Annotated in this window: 18 protein-coding genes; 5 read left to right on the top strand and 13 right to left on the bottom strand. The window is 61.1% G+C overall.

The window, feature by feature from the left end:
• The first annotated feature begins 86 nt into the window (after positions 1-86).
• Complete coding sequence (locus HHL24_RS01085) at positions 87-1361, top strand: MFS transporter (protein ID WP_169483524.1); 1275 nt, start codon at positions 87-89, stop codon at positions 1359-1361.
• Here HHL24_RS01085 and HHL24_RS01080 read toward each other — a convergent pair.
• The 4 genes from HHL24_RS01080 to HHL24_RS01065 form a co-directional block, all read right to left on the bottom strand.
• The gene (locus tag HHL24_RS01080) at positions 1358-2410 is read right to left on the bottom strand and encodes an alpha/beta fold hydrolase (protein ID WP_169483523.1); all 1053 of its coding nucleotides are present in this window, start codon (positions 2408-2410) and stop codon (positions 1358-1360) included. The two genes, HHL24_RS01085 and HHL24_RS01080, sit on opposite strands and share 4 nt — an antisense overlap.
• Before the next feature lie 228 nt (positions 2411-2638).
• Complete coding sequence (locus HHL24_RS01075) at positions 2639-3976, bottom strand: sensor histidine kinase (protein ID WP_169483522.1); 1338 nt, start codon at positions 3974-3976, stop codon at positions 2639-2641.
• A complete protein-coding gene (locus HHL24_RS01070) occupies positions 3973-4713 on the bottom strand; it encodes a response regulator (RefSeq protein WP_169483521.1) in 741 nt (246 codons plus the stop codon). Before HHL24_RS01070 ends, HHL24_RS01075 begins: the two co-directional genes overlap by 4 nt.
• 126 nt (positions 4714-4839) lie before the next feature.
• Complete coding sequence (locus tag HHL24_RS01065) at positions 4840-5211, bottom strand: GFA family protein (RefSeq protein WP_169483520.1); 372 nt, start codon at positions 5209-5211, stop codon at positions 4840-4842.
• 241 nt (positions 5212-5452) lie between these two features.
• Here HHL24_RS01065 and HHL24_RS01060 point away from each other — a divergent pair, with 241 nt between their 5' ends.
• A complete protein-coding gene (locus HHL24_RS01060; protein WP_169483519.1) occupies positions 5453-6034 on the top strand; it encodes a thioredoxin family protein in 582 nt (193 codons plus the stop codon).
• 130 nt (positions 6035-6164) lie between these two features.
• Here HHL24_RS01060 and HHL24_RS01055 read toward each other — a convergent pair whose 3' ends face one another.
• The gene (locus HHL24_RS01055) at positions 6165-6929 is read right to left on the bottom strand and encodes an SDR family oxidoreductase (protein ID WP_169483518.1); all 765 of its coding nucleotides are present in this window, start codon (positions 6927-6929) and stop codon (positions 6165-6167) included.
• A 139-nt stretch (positions 6930-7068) separates the two neighbouring features.
• On the opposite strand from HHL24_RS01055, the gene HHL24_RS01050 reads away from it, so the two are divergent.
• The gene (locus HHL24_RS01050) at positions 7069-7986 is read left to right on the top strand and encodes a LysR family transcriptional regulator (protein WP_169483517.1); all 918 of its coding nucleotides are present in this window, start codon (positions 7069-7071) and stop codon (positions 7984-7986) included.
• Between the two features lie 158 nt (positions 7987-8144).
• Here HHL24_RS01050 and betA read toward each other — a convergent pair whose 3' ends face one another.
• The 3 genes from betA to HHL24_RS01035 all read right to left on the bottom strand — a co-directional run bounded on the left by betA (position 8145) and on the right by HHL24_RS01035 (position 13044).
• Positions 8145-9836: a choline dehydrogenase gene (gene betA, locus HHL24_RS01045; RefSeq protein ID WP_169483516.1), complete on the bottom strand. Its 1692-nt coding sequence runs from the start codon at positions 9834-9836 to the stop codon at positions 8145-8147.
• Between the two features lie 43 nt (positions 9837-9879).
• Complete coding sequence (locus tag HHL24_RS01040) at positions 9880-11406, bottom strand: purine-cytosine permease family protein (protein WP_206002655.1); 1527 nt, start codon at positions 11404-11406, stop codon at positions 9880-9882.
• Between the two features lie 129 nt (positions 11407-11535).
• Positions 11536-13044: an aldehyde dehydrogenase family protein gene (locus tag HHL24_RS01035; protein ID WP_169483588.1), complete on the bottom strand. Its 1509-nt coding sequence runs from the start codon at positions 13042-13044 to the stop codon at positions 11536-11538.
• Between the two features lie 266 nt (positions 13045-13310).
• Between HHL24_RS01035 and HHL24_RS01030 the strand changes: the two genes are divergently transcribed.
• A complete protein-coding gene (locus tag HHL24_RS01030) occupies positions 13311-14252 on the top strand; it encodes a LysR family transcriptional regulator (protein ID WP_206002654.1) in 942 nt (313 codons plus the stop codon).
• A 2-nt stretch (positions 14253-14254) separates the two neighbouring features.
• Here the strand turns inward: HHL24_RS01030 and HHL24_RS01025 are convergent, their stop codons facing one another.
• Complete coding sequence (locus tag HHL24_RS01025; protein WP_169483586.1) at positions 14255-15397, bottom strand: branched-chain amino acid ABC transporter substrate-binding protein; 1143 nt, start codon at positions 15395-15397, stop codon at positions 14255-14257.
• A gap of 227 nt (positions 15398-15624) precedes the next feature.
• Here HHL24_RS01025 and HHL24_RS01020 point away from each other — a divergent pair, with 227 nt between their 5' ends.
• Positions 15625-16548, top strand: a complete 924-nt coding sequence (locus HHL24_RS01020) for a LysR family transcriptional regulator (RefSeq protein WP_169483515.1) — start codon at positions 15625-15627, stop codon at positions 16546-16548.
• A gap of 80 nt (positions 16549-16628) precedes the next feature.
• On the opposite strand, the gene speB is transcribed toward HHL24_RS01020, so the two are convergent.
• From speB to HHL24_RS01000, 4 genes are all read right to left on the bottom strand, one after another.
• On the bottom strand, positions 16629-17606 hold the full coding sequence (speB, locus tag HHL24_RS01015) for an agmatinase (RefSeq protein WP_169483514.1): 978 nt from the start codon (positions 17604-17606) through the stop codon (positions 16629-16631).
• Between the two features lie 237 nt (positions 17607-17843).
• Positions 17844-19337: an aldehyde dehydrogenase gene (locus HHL24_RS01010; protein WP_169483513.1), complete on the bottom strand. Its 1494-nt coding sequence runs from the start codon at positions 19335-19337 to the stop codon at positions 17844-17846.
• A 104-nt stretch (positions 19338-19441) separates the two neighbouring features.
• Complete coding sequence (locus HHL24_RS01005) at positions 19442-20872, bottom strand: amidase family protein (protein WP_169483512.1); 1431 nt, start codon at positions 20870-20872, stop codon at positions 19442-19444.
• Positions 20873-20923: 51 nt separating this feature from the next.
• Positions 20924-21304, bottom strand: coding sequence for a cupin domain-containing protein (locus HHL24_RS01000; RefSeq protein ID WP_169483511.1), 381 nt, complete (start codon positions 21302-21304; stop codon positions 20924-20926).
• Positions 21305-21350 lie beyond the last annotated feature (46 nt).

Here is a 21350-nt window from a genome sequence, read left to right as displayed (position 1 = left end):
TAGCGCAAGGAGCAGGCAATGGACTCAGAACAGGAAGTGATGCGGATCGCCGGTGCGCGAATGCGCACCGAATCGCGGGGGGCTTTATGAATCAGCCAGCCAATGTGGTGCCCAGTGGGGTCGGGGCCGGGTTCGCGAACACCACCAGCTACGCCACACGAAATACCCTCTACTGGCGCCGCAACCTGTTCATTTGCGTGTTCGGCTCGTTTACCACGCTCGTCAGTCTGAGCATGTTGCTGCCGTTTCTGCCGCTCTATGTGCAGCAACTGGGCGTGACTTCGCAGGCTGCGATCGTGCAATGGTCAGGCGTGGCGTTCGGCGCGACCTTTCTCGGCACGGCCGTCACGGCGCCGCTCTGGGGACGTCTGGCCGATCGTTATGGGCGCAAGCCAATGCTCGTGAGGGCGGCGGTCGGCATGGCGATTGTAATGTCGTTGATCGGCATGGCGCACAACGTGACCGAGCTGGTGGTGTTGCGGTTGCTGGCCGGATTGATCGGCGGATATGCATCAGCGTCGATTGTGATGATCGGCACCCAGGCGCCGCGCGAACGCGCGGGGTGGGCACTCGGCATTCTGTCGACCGGCTCGCTGGCCGGCAGTCTCGCGGGTCCGCTGGTCGGCGGTTATCTGCCCTCGTTGATCAGCATTCGCAGTACCTTCTTCGCCGGCGGCGCCATGATCGCAGTCGCCGCGTTGCTAACGATCCTGTTCGTACGAGAAGATTTTCACCCTGACTCCGATACCAAAGCGCGCGCCTCAACCAGCGTTGCGGCGCCGAAGCTGGCCAACCGCACCGTGATGATCACGCTGCTGCTCACCGCGATGATGGTGCTGCTCGCCAACATGTCGATCGAACCGATCATCACCGTGTATATCGCGCACCTCAATGTGCCGACCGACCACCTGGCCCGCACCGCCGGCATCGTGATGGCGTGCTCGGCGTTCGGCAGCATGCTGACTGCGGCGCGGCTTGGCGCACTGGCAGACCGGATCGGCAGTTGGAACGTGATTATCGGTTGCCTCGTGTTGACTGGATTCATCATGGTGCCGCAAGCGTTCGTCACGCAGTGGTGGCAATTGGCGCTCCTGCGCGGGTTGATGGGCATGACGCTGGCTGGCCTGCTGCCGTCGATTGCGAAACTGGTCCGGCACGCGGCCACTGAACACCAGTCGGGAACGATGCTCGGGTATCTTCAGTCTGCGCAATTCGCCGGTCAGGTTGTCGGGCCGCTGATCGGCGGATTGATCGGCGTCCATCTCGGTCTGCACGCGGTGTTCTTTGTCACCGGCTCGCTGTTGATTGCTTGTGCCGTGCTCGGTCAGGTTGTGCGTAATCAGTCAATGCACGCCAGTTAAAGGCGGCCGACGTCGACGATGGCATCGGCAAATGCCTTCGGCGCTTCCTGTGGCAGGTTATGTCCGATGCCGCCGTCGATGTTCCGGTGCAGATACTTACCCGTGAACTTCTTCGCGTAGGCTGCCGGATCGGGATGCGGTGCGCCGTTGGCGTCGCCTTCCATCGTGATGGTCGGAACGGAGATGGTCGGCGCCTTCGCCAGACGCGCTTCGAGCTCGTCGTATTGCGGCTCACCCTTGACCAGCCCCAGACGCCAGCGGTAGTTGTGAATCACCACCGCGACGTGATCCGGATTGTTGAACGACTCAGCCGAGCGTTCGTACGTCGCATCGTCGAAATTCCATTTCGGCGACGCGAGACGCCAGATCAGCTTATTGAAGTCGTGGCGATTCGCTTCATACCCGGCATAACCACGCTCTGTGGCGAAATAGAACTGATACCACCAGGCCAGTTCAGCCTTCGGCGGCAGCGGCGCCTTGTTGGCTTCCTGACTGCCGATCAGATAACCGCTTACCGACACCATCGCCTTGCAGCGCTGCGGCCACAGCGCCGCAATGATATTCACCGTGCGCGCGCCCCAATCGAAGCCGCCGAGGATGGCTTTGTCGATCTTCAATGCGTCCATCAATGCAATGATGTCGACGGCAACCACAGCTTGCTGACCGTTGCGCGGCGTATCCGCCGACAGAAACCGTGTCGAACCATAGCCACGCAGATACGGCACGATGACCCGGTAGCCCGCGGCTGCAAGTAATGGCGTGACTTCGGCGAAGCTGTAGATATCGTAGGGCCAGCCGTGCAGCAGGATGACCACCGGTCCATTCTGCGGACCCGCTTCCGCATAACCTATGCGGAGCGTTCCGGCATTGATCTGGCGGATGTTGTCGAACGAAGCAACCCGCGGTGCAGCATTCGCCGCGTTTGGATTGGGTGGTGTACCGTTCGATTGCGCCTGCGCGAGTCCGCTCAAACCCAACTCCATCAAACTGATACCGGCAACTGTCGTCCCAAGCAGACGACGACGTCGAGTATTGATCTGGTCCGTCATCGTTAATCTCCTCAAAGATTAGCCGCGCAAGCGCGGTGCATGTCTGGCTTGCGAAGCCAGAACAATCTGGCCTGGAAGTATTAAAACCCGTGGACGTATCTGGCATGTGTCTGCCAGGAGCGCCAGTGAAATCTTATGTATTTACCGACGGTGGAGATACATTGAGATACAGAGAAGGCAGGGTGAGCATTGACGCTCCTTGACGAAAAAATGCGGCAGACAACGCAATCAGTGAGCCATCGGAATCTGCCTGACGCCTTTCAACACAAGCCGGGCTTCCAGGCCGCCGTCGGGCCGGTTATGCAACGACAGCGCCGCGTCCATCGCCAAGGCGAGTTGCCGCGCGATCGCGAGGCCCAGCCCGGTACCGCCGGTTCCGCGGTTGCGCGATCCTTCCAGCCGATAGAATGGTTCAAACACCGCTTCCAGCGACTCAGCCGGAATACCTGGCCCGCGATCGAGCACTGAGACCGTAACGTGTCCGTCCTGCGAAGCAGCGACCCTGATCTCGGCCGCCCCACCGAACTTCAGCGCGTTATCGACGAGATTGCCCACGATCCGGCGCAACGCCTGAGGACGCGTCACCAGCGCCGTGTCGACTCTCCCGTGCAGTGAAACGTCCTTGCCGGCATCGACATAGTCGAACACGAGGCTGTCGAACAGCGCATCCGGATCGATGCGCAGGGGCGCCTCACTGGCGCCGTGCATGGTGCGCGCGTACGTGACGCCTTCCTTGACCATTGTTTCCATTTCCTGCAGGTCCTGCTGCAGCTTGGCACCCTGTGGGCTGTCGTCCATCACGTCAACGCGCAACTGCATACGGGTAATCGGCGTCTGCAGGTCGTGCGAAATCGCCGCGAGGATCTGCAAGCGCTCGGTCATGTACAGCCTGATGCGGTCCTGCATGGCGTTGAACGCTCGCGCCGCGCGCGCCACTTCGTCCGGTCCGTCTTCAGGCAGGCGCTCCGCCTTCAGGTCGGGGCCCAAGGTATCGGCCGCTCGCGCCAACTGGCTCAACGGGCGCGTCGCCAGCCGTACTGCCAGCCAGCAGCATGCGGCCAGCACCACCAGTTGCAGCACCAGCACCCACGACAACCACGGCGATAGCGGCGCGCCTGGCATGGGGTGGTAGTCGATCGTCAGCGGTGTGCCGTCACTCAACTGCAGATGGACCTGCAGACGGTCCGGGTCGCCCGGCACGGCGTTGGCCGTTAGCGGATAGCGCTTGCCGATGCCGTCTGCGATGGATTGCGCCACCCTCTCCGAGAGCTTCGCATCCGGGGGCGCGCCGGCGACACCGGGCCCCAGAACGAAGGTATAGGTGCGCCGCGCCAGTCTCGGCAGCCAGTCTGCGCGTTCGTTCGGCGGCAAATGATCGAGCAGCGCGACGGAACTGGTGACCTCACGTTCGATGTAACCCATCATCACATTCGTCATGGTCTGGTCCCGTTCCGTCATGGTGAGCCAGACCGACAGCGTTTGCACCAGCGCAAGGCTGACAAAGAGAATCAGGGCAAGCCGCGCGAACAACGTGCGCGGCCACCGCAGCAACGCATTCAGCTTCATGGATTGGCTTCGATCATGGTCACGGCCGCCGAGAACACATAGCCTTCACTTCGAAGCGTCTTGATGTAACGCGGTTCGCGCGCCACATCCTGCAGGCGCTGCCGCAGGCGGCTGACCAGCAGATCGATCGAGCGGTCGAACGGATCGGCCTGGCGGCCCTGGGTCAGATTGAGCAGTTGATCCCGCGTGAGCACGCGCTGTGGATGATCGAGGAACACGCGCAGCAAGCGGTATTCCGCCCCACTCAGGGCCACCATCGTGCCCTCGGCGTCGAGCAGATGACGCGCGGTGGTGTCGAGCCGCCAGTCGCCGAAGCCGATCATCGGCGCGGTTTCCGTCACCTGCATGCCGGGTGGCAGCATGCGCGCGCGGCGCAGCACGGAGCGGATGCGTGCCAGCAGTTCGCGCACCGCAAACGGTTTGGATAGGTAATCATCAGCGCCCATTTCCAGCCCGACAATGCGATCCGCCTCTTCGCTGCGGGCGGTCAGCATCAATACCGGCACGGAGCGGAACTTGCCGGCGCGCAATTCCCGGCACAGCACGAGTCCGTCTTCGCCGGGCAGCATCAAATCCAGCACGATCAGATCAGGCGCGCCCTGCTCGAGGATCGTGCGCATCTGCCGGCCGTTGGCGGCTAACGAAACGCGCATGCCGTTCTTCTCGAGATAGGTTGCGAGCAATTCACGGATGCCGCGATCGTCGTCGACGATCAGCACGTGGTCGGTGTTTTCCATCAATGGATCAATCCTTTCGACGCTTGACTCGCACCCGGCTTACGTTGACCAGCGAACAATGCACGGGGTGCGCCAGTTCTGCTGCCAAGCCGCTCGCCAGGAAGGCGAGAATCGCCATGAGCCGTCTCATGCGTCCTCCACGACGGGCAGGCTGGCGCCATTGGCAACACTGGCCTCCAGCGTATACGGGTCAACGCCCGCGAGGCAACCGATGTTGACCCGCCACAACTGGGGATCCTTACGCGTCTGGTGGAACGGATAAATACCGCAATGCTTGCAGAAGTAGTGCTTTGCCGTGCGCGTATTGAACTGGTAGAGCGTCAGCTCTTCCTCACCTTGCAGGATCTTCAGTTCGCCCGCGGCGAACGGTGGCGTCATCAGCGCGCCCTTGCGCCGGCACAGGCTGCAATTGCAACGCCCAGCGGGGACGACGGCGGTACGGACTTCAAATTTCACGGTCCCGCAATGACAGGACCCTTGCAACAGTTCGGTACTCATGTAGCGCTCCGCGGTAGGGATGGCTGCTTTATAGCCCCTGCTTTATAGCCCAATAAGCGCGCCGCTTTGTATCGCAATGTATCTGGGCATTCCCCTGACACAAAACATTGCACCCGCGCCGCCTCGGCGACACAAGCCAGATACGAACGGGCGTTCCAATGCAGGCATGCTCACCACTGGAATACCCGGCGCCAGGTCCAGGTCTACGCCCAGATATTCCCTTTCACGAAAGGACGCTGACATGCTCTCCCGACTCAAAACCACCGCTACCGTCGCCCTGTTCGCTGCAACCGTGGCAGCCAGCGCCGCCGCAATTGCTACGCTCGTTACAAGTCCTGCGGCCAGCGCTGCCGCAAGTCCCGCTGCAAACCAGGCCAACAAAAGCACTACCGCGCCGGAATTCGCCGGCATCGACAAATGGCTCAATAGCGATCCCCTGACCATGCAGCAGTTGCGGGGCAAGGTTGTACTGGTCGATTTCTGGACCTACACCTGTATCAACTGCATCCACGTGCTGCCCTACGTCAAAACCTGGAATCAGAAATACAAGGACCAGGGTCTGGTGGTGGTTGGCGTCCACACGCCCGAGTATCCGTTCGAGGGCAACACGGACAACGTCAAAACAGCGATCAAGCGCTTTGACATTACGTTCCCCGTAGCGCAGGACAATAGCTACGCAACGTGGCGTGCCTACGACAACCAGTATTGGCCTGCGTTTTATCTCGTCGACAAGAAAGGACACGTGGTCTACACGCACTTTGGCGAAGGTGACTACGAACAGACCGAGGCGAAGATCAAAGCGTTGCTGGCGGAAAACCCGTGATTCGTATCGCAACGGATCTGGGCATCTAGAACCTGCGGCTCAAGACGTTGACGTCGACGAAGCGTAGCCAGCCCCCGTCGACGATCTCTTCAAAACAAAGTGTCTTCGACGTTAGACGCCGCCAACAGACTCACGTCCGTGTAATCGACGCGCCGCCATCGACTAGCGAAGCGGTACCGGTCACAAAGGACGAGTCATCGGACGCGAGATAAAGCACCGAGCGGGCGAGTTCTTCCGGCCGTGCGACCCGCTTGAGCGCGTGCAACCCGGTCACGAAGGCCTGCGATTCGGCGGTGTCGTTCATGTCGCGATACATCGGCGTGTCCACCGCGCCGGGCAGAATGGCGTTGACGCGCACACCTTGCGGTCCATACTCCGCTGCGAGCGCCTGCGTCAAACCAATCAATCCGGCCTTGCTCGCAGCGTATGCCGCCGTGCCCGGGAATGCGAACGAGTAGCCGACGAACGTTGACGTGAAGATGATTGATCCACCGCCTTGCTTCAGCATTTCGGGAATCTGGTGCTTCGCGCCCAAAAAAGCGCTCGTCAGATTGGTCGCCAATGCGGCCGACCAGCCTGCCTCTGACACGCCCGTGGTCGGACCCATTTCGCCCAGCGTGCCGGCATTGTTATAGGCGATGTCAAGACGGCCGAAGCGGCTAACGGCAAGCGCGACCAGCGCTTTCGAGAAGTCCTCTGACTGCACGTCGCCCGCCAGAAACGCGGCCTCACCACCTTCGCTAACGATCTCGGCAGCGAGCGTTTCAAGTTCAGCTTCACGGCGCGCTGCGATCACCACTTTTGCGCCTTCTGCGGCGAACAGTTTTGCGGTGGCGCGGCCAATTCCCGCACTGGCGCCAGTCACGATGGCGACTTTTCCTGTTAAGCGTTGCATGTTCAATCTCCTGCTGCAGTTTGCTGGCCAGTGCCCAATGCCTTGGTCCATGGGAAGCAATATAGGCTTCAGCCGCAGAGGCAGAAAGGCACAAAACATGGGTATATCATTCAGCATTTGTGAATGATCGGAGCGGGACATGGATCGGCTGCGCGCTTTTGAAGTCTTCGTGACCGTGGTGAGCCGCGGCAGCTTCACGCGCGCAGCCGATGCGCTCGAAACATCGCCCGCCAACGTGACGCGCTACGTGAACGAGTTGGAAGCACATCTCGGCACACGCCTGCTGAATCGCACCTCACGCAGGCTTTCTCTCACCGAGGGCGGCGAGACCTTTTACGCCCGCTGCAAATCTATCCTCGACGACGTCGCCGAGACTGAGGGGCTCGTGTCATCTGCGTCGGTCGAACCGCGCGGCCGACTGCGCATCAATGCGCCGGTGAGCTTCGGGATTCTGCACCTCGCGCCGCTATGGCCCGAGTTCATGCGGAAATATCCCGAGGTGGAACTCGACGTTGCGCTGATTGACCGCGTCGTCGATATCGTCGACGAAGGCTACGACCTCGCCATTCGCATCTCACGCGCCGGTTCGACTAGCCACGCCGCCCGCAAGCTGGCGACATCGAGAAACATCCTGTGCGCGTCGCCAGACTATCTGGCGCGTTGCGGATACCCCGCAGCGCCAGCGGACTTGATCGAGCATCGATGCATCGGCTACTCCTATGCGGCCACCGGCGACGAGTGGCAACTAATCGACACTGAGCGCAAGGCTCACGCCGTGAAGGTCAACTGTCACATGCATACCAACAATGGCGATACAGCACGCGCAGCGGCGCTCGCTGGGCAAGGCGTGATCTGGCAACCCACGTTTCTGATCGGCAACGACCTGCGCGCTGGCAAGCTCGTTCAGGTATTGCCTGAGTATCGCTTGCCCGACATCGACGTACTTGCGTTGTACCCAAGTCGTCGGCACTTGAGTGCCAAGATACGCGCAATGATCGATTTCCTGGCCGATGCGTTTGGCGGTGTGCCGCCGTGGGATCGGGCTGATGGAGATTGAGCAGCGTCACGCCGCCGTAGCATCACACACTCATTTCGAGGCACACGCCATCGCTGATGACATTGGATGATCCGGCGCACGCGTGCGCCTGGTCGATCCAACCGATGTCCTTGCACAGCAATGCGTGGCCCTGGCAACGGCGGCGCCGGAGCGACCCGTTACCCGATAGACACATCTCGCGCTGGCGCATGCGTGCGTTGCCGCGTCTCCCATCCCTCGGCCAGACCCACGTCGGCATCCGACGCGGGCAACATAGACATCGCGCGGACCAGATCCGATGCGCGTTCCGCGAGCATGATCGTCGGCGCATTCAGATTGCCATTGGGTTCGGTCGGGAAAACAGATGAATCGATCACTCGCAGACCTTCGATGCCGCGAACCCGCAACTCGGAATCGACCACGGCCATGTCGTCCTCCCCCATGCGACACGAGCCGCACGGATGCATCGTACTTTCAAGGTTCGCCCTGACGAAGGCATCGATTTGTTCATCCGTTTGCACGTCCGGCCCAGGAGCGAGTTCGACGTCACGGAAGCGGTCCATCGCCGGCTGCCCGATGATTTCCCGGGTCAAGCGCACGCAGCGTCGAAATCCCTCGCGGTCCTCTTCCCGATCCAGGTAGTTGAAGCGGATCTCCGGATGCGTATAGGGGTCGGCCGACACCGCTCGCACGTGGCCTCGGCTCTTCGGCTTGTTGGGCCCGGTCAGCACCATGAATCCGTGCCCTTTGAACGGCTTGTCGCCGTCATAGCGCATGGCGGCCGGCAAGAAATGGAATTGAATGTCCGGCCAGCGCAAACCGACTTCGGAGCGGATGAATCCGCCCGCCTCGAAATGGTTGCTGGCGCCCAGGCCATCCTTGAACAAGAGCCAGCGCAGCCCAATCATGAATTTGCTGAACGGATCCATTTTGGCGTTAAGCGTGACGGGCTCCTTGCACGCGTACTGGATATAGATTTCCGCGTGATCCTGGAGGTTCTCGCCGACTCCGGGCAGGTGGTGCCGGACCTCGATCCCCGCCTTGCGCAGTACGTCGGCCGGCCCGATGCCGGAACGTTGCAGCAAGTGCGGCGAGCCGATCGGTCCGGAGGCGATCAATACTTCCGAACGGCAGCGCGCGACATGCGTGCGTCCGCCTTGATCGTATGCGACCCCAACGGCACGCTTGCCCTCGAGAATCACGTGACGTGTCATCGCATTCGTCACGACGGTCAGATTCGGCCGCTTCATTGCAGGGCGCAAGTAGGCATTGGCGGTCGACCAGCGCACCCCATCCTTGACGGTCATATGCATCGCGCCGAAGCCTTCCTGCATATGACCATTGCAGTCCTCCGTCTTGATGTATCCGGCTTCTGCCCCCGCCTCGATCCACGCACCATACAGCGGATTCGCCATGTTATTGCCGTTGTTGGTGGACAGCGGTCCCTCCGCGCCCCGGTACTCGTCGCCACCAAACTTGTAGCTCTCCGCGCGCCGGAAATAGGGCAAACAGTTTCGATAACCCCAGCCTCGCGCGCCGAGTTCCTCCCATTCATCGAAGTCGCACGCGTGGCCGCGAATATAGACGAGGCCGTTGATCGACGATGAGCCTCCCAGCACCTTGCCGCGTGGGCAGTGCAACTGGCGGCCATTCAGATGCGCTTCGGGGGCAGTCTGATAACGCCAGTTGTACTTGGACGTATTCATCGGCATCGAAAACGCGCTCGGCATCTGAATGATGACGCTGCGATCGCTGCCGCCGTATTCCAGTACCAGAACACGGACCGCCGGGTCCTCGGTGAGCCGGTTGGCCAATACACATCCGGCCGATCCGGCGCCCACAATGATGTAATCGAATTGCTCGGTAACCATGATATTTACCTGCTTTCTGGATCTTGACGAGTTCGTCTGTGGATCAATAGCGACGCTTGTCGCCGGTGGTGTATTGCGGTGACGTCTTCTCGATCTGGGCGATGACCTTTGCTTCGTACTTCAGATCGAGCGAGCGCGACAACACGTAATAGGCGATGCCCGAGACGAACAGACCGACCAGCCAGGCCAGATCGACGCTGCCCATCGCACGGGCAAACGGGCCGACATACACTTCGTTTGATCCGTCGAGAACGCAGAAGAACGGGATCATCGAGGCAAAGCCGATCGCGTAGGCCAGCAAACCGCGCGCGCCCCATTTGCCGTACAGGTTGTTGTCAGGTATGAAGAAGTGCGGAATCGCATAGCGCCCCTTGCGGACGAAAAAGTAGTCCGTCAGATTGACCGCGGTCCAGGGCACCAGAAAATACAGCATGACGACGAGGTAAATATTCAGGACGGAGAGACCCTTACCCGAGGTATAGATGCTCAGGGCCACGCCGAGCTGAAGGATCACCACGAAGAAAATCGCCAGAATGCGCGTCCTCGGAGTCGGCTGGACTTTCCGGAACGAATCAACTGCCGTGATGGTTGTCAATTTGGCGCTATAGATGTTCATCGCGATCACCGGCAGAAACGCCAGGATCGTGACGGCAACCACCACGCTTCCCAAGCCCGGCGCGAGATCGTTGCCTACCTGATTCAATGCGACCAGTACATCGGTTGCATGCAGATGGTCCGCGAGCCAGCCCCCAATCGCGATCATCCACGCGCCCGACAGCGATGCGCCCAGGAACACCGCCGCGATCAGCTTGCCGCTCGGCGTGTTTTTCGGCAGGTAGCGCGAATAGTCGGAGACGTAGGGTGCGTAAGCGATGTTGTAGCTGGCGGCTGCTGCGAATTGCGCAATGAATGCAATCCAGTTGAAGCCCAGCGGCGGCATCGGTGCCGCGCCCGGTGCAGCGGCGGCGAGCGGCAAGTCGGGCACCCAGTGCATCAGGACGGCCACGGTGACCAGGCCGTAAAGGGGAATCGACAGATACAACGCCCATTTGAAACTGCGGTGCATCCAGTCATGGCCGAGAATCGCCAGAACCGAAGCCGGCACGGTCACTGCCAACGCCACCTTGACGGGGTCCCAATTGAACAATGATTTGAGACCTTGCATCATCAGCACGAGGTTGACGATATTGAATCCAGCAAACACGAATAGTGTCGCCAACAGGACCACAATGACCCCGCGATAACCGAATTGCGCTCTCGACTGGATCATCTGCGGCAAGCCGAGATGCGGTCCCTGCGAGCCGTGAAAGGCCATGAACAAGGTGCCGAACATGATGCCGAGCGTGCCGGCTATGGTGGTCCACAGCGCACTCAGGCCAATGCTGGGACCGACAAAGCCAATGGTCATGGTAAAGAACGTGAAATTACCCAGAAACCAGAACGGCCCTTGCCTGGATAACCTGTCCGTTCTTTCGTTATCCGGAATAAAATCGATTGAATGACCTTCAATAGCGCCGTGCTCGACGCTGACTACCGTGCTTTTAACTGCTTCGTCTGTTACTTGCATCATGTACCCCTGGCAGCAATGAGAGGTTGATGGAATAGGTTTGACCCGGCATGTATGCCTGGCCACGGCGTCCAATCGTCACGTGGCGCCTCGCTCACGTTCGTCTGGAGACGCCGTCGGCGCATTGACGGTTCAGCGCAGCGTGATCCAGACCGCCTTGCTCTCCATCAGATGATCGAGTTGCTCGGGGCCGAGGTCTTTGCCAAAGCCGGATTCCTTGAATCCGCCGAATGGCATCGACGGATCGATCGTGCTATGGGCATTGACGTAGACGGTACCTGCGCGCAACTGCGGAATCAGTTTGTGCACGCGGTTCAGGTCATTGGAATAGATCGCCGCGGCAAGACCGTACGGCGAATCATTCGCCTGCGACAGCGCATCGCCCAGATCGTCAAAGGGGGCAGTCACCAGCACTGGTCCAAAGATTTCTTCGCGGACAATCTTCATGTCGCTGTGGCAATGCGTAAAGATGGTCGGTTCGACGAAGTAGCCTGGGCGGTCCAGTTCGTGTCCACCGTGCACAATTTCCGCACCCTCGCGCCGCCCGGCTTCGATATACGACGAGACCCGTTCCTTCTGCAGCGCGGAAACGAGCGGGCTGATGAAGCAATCCCGATCGAGGCCTGGCGCGATCTTCAACTTACGCGTGTGCTCGATCAGCGCGCCAATGAACTTGTCGTGAATACCGCGTTGGATGTAAACCCGTGTGCCCGCATCGCAGACCTGTCCGGAATTGAAGAAGACACCGTTTGCAACAGCCTGGGCCGCCACTTCGATGTCGGCGTCCTCGAGCACCAGCACTGGCGACTTGCCGCCCAGTTCGAGCGTCATACGTTTGATGCCGCCAACGGCCGCTTGCCCGACCGTTCGGCCGACCTCGGTGGAACCGGTGAACGTAATCTTGTCGATGCCCGGATGAGCGGCCATAGCCGCGCCAATTTCACGCCCTCGCCCCGTTATGACGTTCACCACACCGTCCGGAATTCCGGCCTCGTGCACTAACTCCGCAAAGCGAAGTGTGGACAGCGACGTGAGTTCCGCGGGCTTGATCACGGTCGTACAACCGGCAGCGAGCGCGGCCGCCACTTTCCACGCCATGGTTTGCAGAGGGAAGTTCCACGGCACGATGACGCCGACCACGCCGATCGGTTCCTTGCGCGTGTAGGCAACATAGTCACCAGGCAGCGAGGGTTCTACCGTGCGGCCGTGGAGTTTCGAAGCCCAGCCGGCAAAATAGCGGAAGGTATCGATCGTGCCTTGTATGTCGACGTCACGCGCATTGGCGACAGACTTGCCTACGTCGATCGATTCGATCTCGGCCAACTCCGTTGCGTTCGCTTCGATCAGATCGGCGAGACGATGCAGCAGCCGTTCGCGCTCAAGCGGTTTGAGCTTTCGCCACGGTCCGCCGTCGAATTGCTTGCGGGCAGCCTCGACCGCTCGATCGAGATCGGCGGTCGTGCCCAAGGGAATGTGCGTGATCACGCCCGCGGTAGACGGTTCAAGTACCGCGCAGGATTCGCGGCCGTCTTGCGGCACCCACGCGCCGCCAATAAACATTTTCTGCGGTTTGGTAAGAAAGCGCTGCGTCTCTTCCCGGATGCCGAACTTCTCCAGGTAATTTTGTACGACCTTGTCCATCATTGTCTCCTGTCTTACGGATTGACTGCTATTCGGCCTCTCATGGGCCGGTTTCGTGCCGATAGGTCCGCCTGTTCCTGCCACGTTTATCCACGGATCCTGCGTTGTAGCCCACAGGTTCAGCCGTTCAAAAACGACCGGGGGTCCATCGATATAAACGCGCCTTGTGGCAACACGGCGTTTAGGGAGACTATGGACGACATGTCGGGAGGTAAAAATCACGTGAATCAGATGTTCATATCGGGAATACCGAAGCAAGCGGCGCAATGGGAGCAACGACCGTGATCCAGTTGCAGGACGTGGACCTCAAACTACTGAGGGTTTTCATGACGGTGGTGCGGTGCGGCGGTTTTTCCGCCGCCCAGGCGACCCTGAACGTCAGCCAGTCGACCATCAGCGAGCAGATGACGACGCTCGAAACGCGCCTGGGACTCAAGCTTTGCGAGCGGGGGCGGAGCGGATTTCGCCTGACCGAACACGGCGTGGCGACTTACGAGGCGGCGCAGCGACTGCAGGTGGCGGTAGAGAGCTTCTGTGTGGATACCGACGCGCTAAAAAAGCACATCTCGGGCAAGCTGTATCTGGGCATCATCGACAACACGGTGACCGACTCGGCCTCGCCGCTGCCGCAGGCGCTGCAAGCGTTCGTGTCGAGGGGGCACGACGTGCATCTGGATGTTTACGTCGGCACGCCTGCCGAACTGGAAGAGCGTGTGCTGGATGGCCGGCTGCACATCGCCGTCGGGCATTTCCCGCTCCACGTGCCGGGGCTGACCTACACCGATCTCTATTGCGAACCGGACGGCCTATATTGCGGAAAGAGTCACCCGCTCGCGCGCAGCTCGCCGACCGATCTCACGCTTGAACAGGCTATCGCGTCCAGCCGTGTTGTAGCGCGAGGCTATCTGCAGCAGCACGACCTTCAAATGCTCAAAGTGAGTAAAGCCGCCGCAACCGTCGACAATATCGAGGCGCAGGCCATCCTCATTCTATCGGGGGCATACATCGGATTTTTGCCGACCCACTACGCCGCCCGATGGATCGCGCGCGGCGAGATGCACCAGATACGTCCGGATCAATTCGGCACCCAGTGGCCGTTTTGCGCGATCATACGGCGGGCTTCCGTGCCCCCTACCATCCTGCAGGTGTTCATGATCGACCTGATGGAAAGCTACCGTAAGATCGCGCAGTCGGAACGCATGGGGTAAGCCTAGGGTTGTGCAGACGCAAGGGGTGTCGGCTCGCCATTTCGATAGTTATAGATGGTGATCGGAGAATCCGTGAGATCGCGATTCCTGTCGAACCGATAGTGGCCGGAAACACCGCGAGAATCGATGTTCGCCAGCGCAGCACGGTATTGAGCCGGTTCGATCGAATTGGCCTTCGTCATCGCTTGCGCGACGATGTTCACGCCATCGTACAAGGCAGCGCTGTAGGTCAGCGGATCGGTATGAAAGCGCTGCTTGTAGTCCGCCTTGAACCGCCGGCCTTCTGGTGTCTGATCGAGCACGGGGCCGCCTTGCGGACAATACACGCGCGTATCGACCGCATCGCCGCCGAGTTTCGCCAGTTCAGCATTGCACATGGCGTCGCCGCCCAGCAGGTAGCCATTCATCGCGAGGCGCTTCATCTGTTTGCGCAGCGCGCCAGCCTGTGCGTAGTAGCCGCCGTAGAAGATTCCTTCCGCGTTCGCACCCTTGACGTGCGTGAGAATCGACACGAAGTCGGTCGCCTTGTCGGTCGTATATTCACGATCGACGATCTCGATGCCGTTGGCTTTAGCCGCGTTGACGAACTCGTCGGCGACGCCCTGGCCGTACGCAGTGCGATCGTCAATTACGGCAATGCGCTTGACCTTCAGTTGCTTCGCTGCAAATTCCCCCATCCGGCTGCCAAGTTGCGTATCGCTTGCGGAGATACGAAACACGAACGGATAGCCGTGCTGCGTGATCGACGGATTCGACGCGACGGTCGCCATCACGATGCCCGAGACGTTCACGAGGTTCGAGATCGGAATCGCAACGCCGGAATTGAAAGGCCCGAAAATGACCTTGACGTTCGCGTCCACCAGGCTTTGTGCGACCGTCATGCCGGTACGCGGGTCGGCGGCGTCATCCTGTGAGACCAGTTCAAAGCGTGTCTTCTGACCACCGATCACGAGACCCTCGGCATTCAGGCGCTCGATCGCCATTCTCACGCCGTTTTCGTCGTCCTTGCCGATGGCAGCCTGCGGGCCGGTCAACGGCCCCGTCAAACCGATCTTGACGACCTGATCGCCGGCCGTCGCGCTCAGAGAGATCATGCTCAAAGCGACTGCTGTCAACCAGCTCGCACCTGCGTAGGGCTTCTTCATCATGCTCTCCTCACCTCGTGTGATGCGCCAAACCGTGTGGTCGCCGAGGGGGCGAATCTCACCGGTGTGGGCACAGATAACATCGCGTAGCCCCTTCCGTCCTGACGGCTCGTTCGCGATCCGGACAGTGGGGTTGACAGCAATTCTGTGTAGCCAAATTCCCCAATAAAATGCACCATTGATGAAATACATTTCGGAAATTCCCGAAGTAATCGAGAGGCGGCACGATGCAAGTTCAGGACACGGATCTTAAGTTATTGCGGATCTTCGAAACCATCGTGCGATGCGGCGGCTTCGCCGCTGCGCAGCCCATTCTCAACATCGGCGCATCGAGCATCAGCGAATACATGTCGCAACTGGAGACGCGACTCGGGTTGCGGCTATGCGAACGCGGACGCGCCGGTTTCCGGCTCACTGAAGAAGGTGCGGAACTGCACGCCGCCGCGCAGCGTCTACTCGGCGCGGTCGACACGTTTCAGATGGAAGCCGGTGCACTGCGCAATCAGCTTTCTGGCGTGTTGCGCTTCGGCATGATCGAAGCGACCCTGACCGACAAGGACTCGCCTCTGCCGATAGCGATTCGCGAGTTCGGCCAGATGGCGCCGGAAGTCCGCCTGCATGTGCAGATCGACACGCCCGGCAGCATGGAGCAGCACGTGCTGGACGGTCGTCTGCATCTCGCCGTGGGGCCGTTTCCCGCGCAGATCCCTGGCCTCGATTATTTGCCGCTCTATCGTGAGGAACAAGGGCTCTACTGTGCGTCGACCCATCCGTTGCACGAACGGGCGAGCGGTAGGGTTCCTGTTTCGCTGCTCAGCAAACAGCGGCTGGCGGCGCGCGCATATCTTGGTAGCCAGGAATTGAAGTTGCTGCGCATGCCGGAAGCCGCGGCCTCCGTCGACAACGTTGAAGGCCGGGCCATGCTGATTCTGTCCGGCAACTACATCGGCTTTCTACCGCCGCACTATGCCCAGCCGTGGGTGGATAGCGGTTTGTTGGCCCGCATCGATCCCGGGCACTATGCGACCCATCTGGACTTTCAGATCATCACGCGCAAGGGGGGTGAATCGGCACGGGTCGTACAGGCCTTTTGCAACCAGTTGCGGGCTGCGGCCAAGGAAGTGAGCCGCGCCACGCGCAGCAGCAAATAGCGCCCGCCGCACTCTGCGCGCTTCCGATCCACGACGAGTCTGACCGGCAAGCGCGCTCACGCGGCGCAGAAGGATCCCGTCTAGCGGGAAAGATTTCGTTTGACCTTGCGTTGATGCATGACACGGCCGATGGTGTTCAACAGCAATTGCGCCGCAAGAATTGAAGTCGAGCCCGAGTGGTCGTAATCAGGGGCAACTTCCACGAGGTCGATTCCAATCACGTCACCCTGTTCGGCGAGGCCCGCGAACAGCTCGAGTCCTTCGTAATACAGCAGGCCGCCGTGGCTGGGTGTGCCCGTACCCGGCGCAATCGACGGATCGAAACCGTCGATGTCGATCGTCAGGTAATAGCGCACGCCCTTCGGGATGCGGTCCAGCACACCCTGGATGCCGAGGCGCCGGAGATCGCGCACCGAAATAATGTCGGAGCCCATCTCGCGGGCCTGTGCATAACCTTCGCGTGCAGTCGACGACACGTTGCGAATGCCGATCTGCGTCATGCCCGACACCACGCTTTTTTCCGCGGCACGACGCAACGGATTGCCGTGGCCGTGGCGCACGCCATGACGCTCATCGACGAAATCGAGGTGTGCGTCGATATGGACGATATGAAACGGCTCCTGACCTTCGAACGCGTTGATGCACGGAATGTTGATCGAGTGATCGCCCCCCATCACCACTGGCAAGGCGCCCGCCGCCAGGATCTTGCGCACGCCGTACTCGATGTTTGCGTGACTCTTTTCAGTGTTGGTGTGCACCATGTCCGCATCGCCGATATCGACCATACGAACTTCGTCGCTAGGCAGATAAACAACATCGTCTTCGAAGTCGTATGCGCCGCCGTGGCCGAACGAGAACAGCGTCGACGCATCGCGGATCGACCGCGGGCCGAAGCGTGCCCCGGCCCGCCACTGGGTACCGCAGTCGAAGGGCGCACCCATTACCGCGACGTCCGCGTCAATCTTGTCCCAGTCAAGACACAATGGGGATTTCGCAAACGTGCAGATTCCCACAAACGGCAAATTGAGCCGACCCGTTTCGTAGCTGTTTTCAGACATGATTGCCTCCGTCCTGTTTTATTCGCCCATGTGCGACGCTGAGGCGCCGCGCTCTCCATTACTGCAGCAACGCCCTTTGTCAGGAGCGAGTGGTGCATCTGAAACGGAGTCTAGGCAAACAAATTCAACGGAAAAATGCCAAAAACAAGAAATACACTTCGGAAAAATCCGAAGCGATTTTTAAACGTGAAAGGACCGGGAAGGGGGCGGTCGCGCGAGACGTGAAAGTCGACGCACCTAACGCAAGCGCACGATCGTCGACTTCAGCTCCGTATATTTCTCGAGTGCGTGCAGAGACTTGTCGCGGCCGTTGCCCGATTGCTTGTAACCGCCGAACGGAAAACTCATGTCGTCGCCCCCTTCGCCGTAGCCGTTGATCCAGACGGTTCCTGCGCGCAGACGCCTCGCCACCTCGTGCGCAGTCGTCAGATCGCCAGACCATACGGCAGCCGCGAGGCCGTACTCGGTGTCGTTCGCGATGTGCACCGCTTCGTCGACGTGATCGAACTCGATCACGGACAGAACCGGCCCGAAGATTTCTTCACGGGCAATTTTCGCATCCGGCTTGACCTCGAACACGGTCGGTTCGACATAGAAGCCGCCGGTTTCCTCCCTGACGCGCGCGCCTCCTGTCACGAGCCGGCCCTCCTGGCGACCTGCGTCGATATAAGCCGCTACGCGCTCGAACTGGATACGATCGACGATGGGTCCCATCGTCACCGCCGGATCGAGCGGATTGCCCGGCTCATAAGCACGTGCAGCGGCCGCCACCTTCGCGACGAATGCGTCCTTGATCTCGCGGTGCACGAGGAGCCGCGAGCCCGCCGTACACACCTCGCCCATGTTGAAGAAGATCGCGTCGGCGGCGGCCTTCGCTGCGCGATCGAGATCGGAGAAATCGGGCAGCACGATGTTCGGTGACTTGCCTCCGAGTTCGAGCCATACGCGCTTCAGGTTGGATTGCGCCGCGCATTCCATGATCTGCCTTCCGGTTCTCGTCGAACCGGTGAACGCGATGCAGTCGACGCTGTGATGCAGCGCGAGCAACCGGCCTGGCTCGGCGCCACCCGGCACGACGTTGAACACACCGGGCGGCAGGCCTGCCTCGTACGCCAATTGGGCGACGCGAATGGCGGTGAGTGGTGATTTTTCCGATGGCTTAAGAATCACGCTGTTGCCGGCAGCGAGCGCCGGCGCGAACTTCCATGCAGCCATCAGGAGCGGAAAGTTCCACGGCACCACCGCAGCGACCACACCTACGGGCTCGCGCGTCACGAGACCGACGAGATGATGGTCGGTCGGCACGACCTCACCGCCCATCTTGTCGATCGCCTCGGCATACCACTCGACGCAGTGCGCAGCCGCCGGTATGTCGATGGCCGTCGTGTCGCCGATCGGCTTGCCCGCGTCGAGCGTCTCGAGCAAAGCCAACTCCTCGAGATGCTCACGCATCAATGCAGCCCAGCGCAGCAGCACGGCCTTACGATCACGGGGGTTCATGCCCGCCCACACCTGCGTGTCGAATGCCCGCCGGGCCACCGTCACGGCCGCGTCGACATCCGCCGGGCCGCAGTCGGCAGTCTGGGCAAGCACGCGACCATCGATCGGACTCACACAGTCGAAGGTTCTTTCGTTGTGCGCGTGACGCAGCGCGCCGTCGATGAATGCACGCCCTTCGATTTTCAGGACCGCTGCTTCATTCTGCCAGTCCGAGAAAGTTTTCTTGTTCATCAGGATATCTATATGAAGTTCTGTTTGACAGGTACGACGCTCTTGGGCGAGCCGTACGCATCAGGTCTGCAAAGAACCGAGCGGCGCGGCGCCGGCGTCTCCGCTTATCCCGCGTAACGCGCCGCCGCACCGACTGGATCGATCGGCGTGCAGGTTCTCGCGCGCGCCTCGATCGCTTCGCCCGCGGCGAGGCACAGCGCCTCCTGAAACCGGCCAGCGACAAGCTGAACGCCCATCGGCACGCCATCGCGCACGCCGGTCGGCACGGACAGCCCAGGCAGTCCGAGCAGCGCGGTCGCGAGTAGCGGACTCTGCTTGTCGAGGATGCGCCGCATCGCGTCATCGCCGCGCTGGTCCTCGTCGATCGCGAACGGCTGCGCGCATGAGACTGGCATCAGCAGCAGCGGATAGCGCTCGAAGAAGCGCTGCCACTCGCGTAACAGACCGGTACGCCGCGCCAGACCGTTCATGTAGCCGGCCAGATCGAGCGGCGCGGCAAGCCGGCGCTGGCTGGCGAACGCGGTCCGGATCGCGTCGTCGCCATGCTGCATGATGACGTCGCCGAGCCCGCTCCTCGCTTCGTTGGTGACGAGGTCCAGCCACAGCGCGCTCGCTTCAGCCATCTGCGGCGGGGCGGCTTCTTCGACGATGCAGCCCGCATCCTCGAGCCAGCCCGCCGCCTGCCGGATCGCGTCGACGACCGCGGCGTCGGAACGGATACCCGGCAGTTCCGCACAGACGGCGACATGCACAGGAAACGGCGAGTGATGGCCGACCGGCTCTACCGGCATCCACCATGCGTCGCGCGGATCGCCGCCCGCCATTGCCGCCAGCGCAATGCGCAGGTCGCCGACCGTTCTCGCCAGCGGCCCCTGCACCGACGCGAGCTGGACCGCGAGCGTCCGGTCCTTCGCCTGCGTCGGGTTGTATGCGGGTACACGGCCGGCGCTCGGCCTCAGTCCCGCGACACCGCACGCGTAGGCCGGATAGCGAATCGAGCCGCCGAGGTCGTTGCCGTGAGCGATCGCGCCGATGCCGGCGGCGACCGCAGCCGCTGCCCCACCGCTGGAGCCCCCCGGCGTCAGGTGCGGATTCCACGGATTCAGCGTGCGGCCATGCAGGTCGTTGTCGGTGAACCAGCGATATGAAAACGCCGGCGCGTTGCTGCGGCCGATCACGATCGCGCCAGCCTTGCGCAGGTTCGCCACCACGGGGCTGTCCTCGGCCGCAACGAGATCCTTGAACGCGCTCACGCCGTTGGTGGTCGCGTAGGCAGCCATGTCGACATTGATCTTCACCGTCACCGGCACGCCGTGCAGCGGACCGACGGGCTCGCGCCGAGCGGTCGCCGCGTCGGCCTGCGACGCGGCCAGCATCGCGCTATCGGCCAGCACGTCCACAATCGCATTGATGCCGGGATTCACATCTTCGAGCCGCTGCAGGCAACTCTGCGTGAGTTCCGTCGACGACACGTCGCGACGCGCAACCCGCTCGACCATTTCCGTAGCGCTCAGACGCCACAATTCCTGACTCATGTCATGCTCCTGTTGATCCCGATGATTGACGTTGCAACTCGAACCGTCGCGCTACGCGTGCAACGGTTCGACCTGCGGGGCGTGCGATGCGTAGATCTTCCTGCACGCCTCCACCACCTCCCAGGTGCCGCGAAAGCCGGAGGGAATCACGAAGCGATCCCCGGCGTGCAGCACCTTTTCGTTGTCCTGCATGTCGCGCACGATCGCCACGCCACTCAACATCTCGCAGTACTCGGATTCGTCGTATTCGATCGTCCAATGGCCCGGCGTGCTCTCCCAGATGCCGGTGCTGAACTGTCCGCAAGGACTGATGTAGTGATGCGTGAGCGTCTGCATCGGATTGCCGGCCAGCAGCAGCCCGCGCGGCACGCGCGACTGGGTCAGCTCCGCCGGGTCCCGCATCAGGTCGACAATCTTCGTGATGTCTGTCATGAACGCCTCCAAGGTGTGCAATGTTCGTTATAGGTCAGGTGCCGCG

This window comes from Paraburkholderia polaris (genome assembly GCF_012927345.1).
Lineage (GTDB): Bacteria > Pseudomonadota > Gammaproteobacteria > Burkholderiales > Burkholderiaceae > Paraburkholderia > Paraburkholderia polaris.
This window is presented reverse-complemented; position numbering and strand designations above follow the sequence as displayed.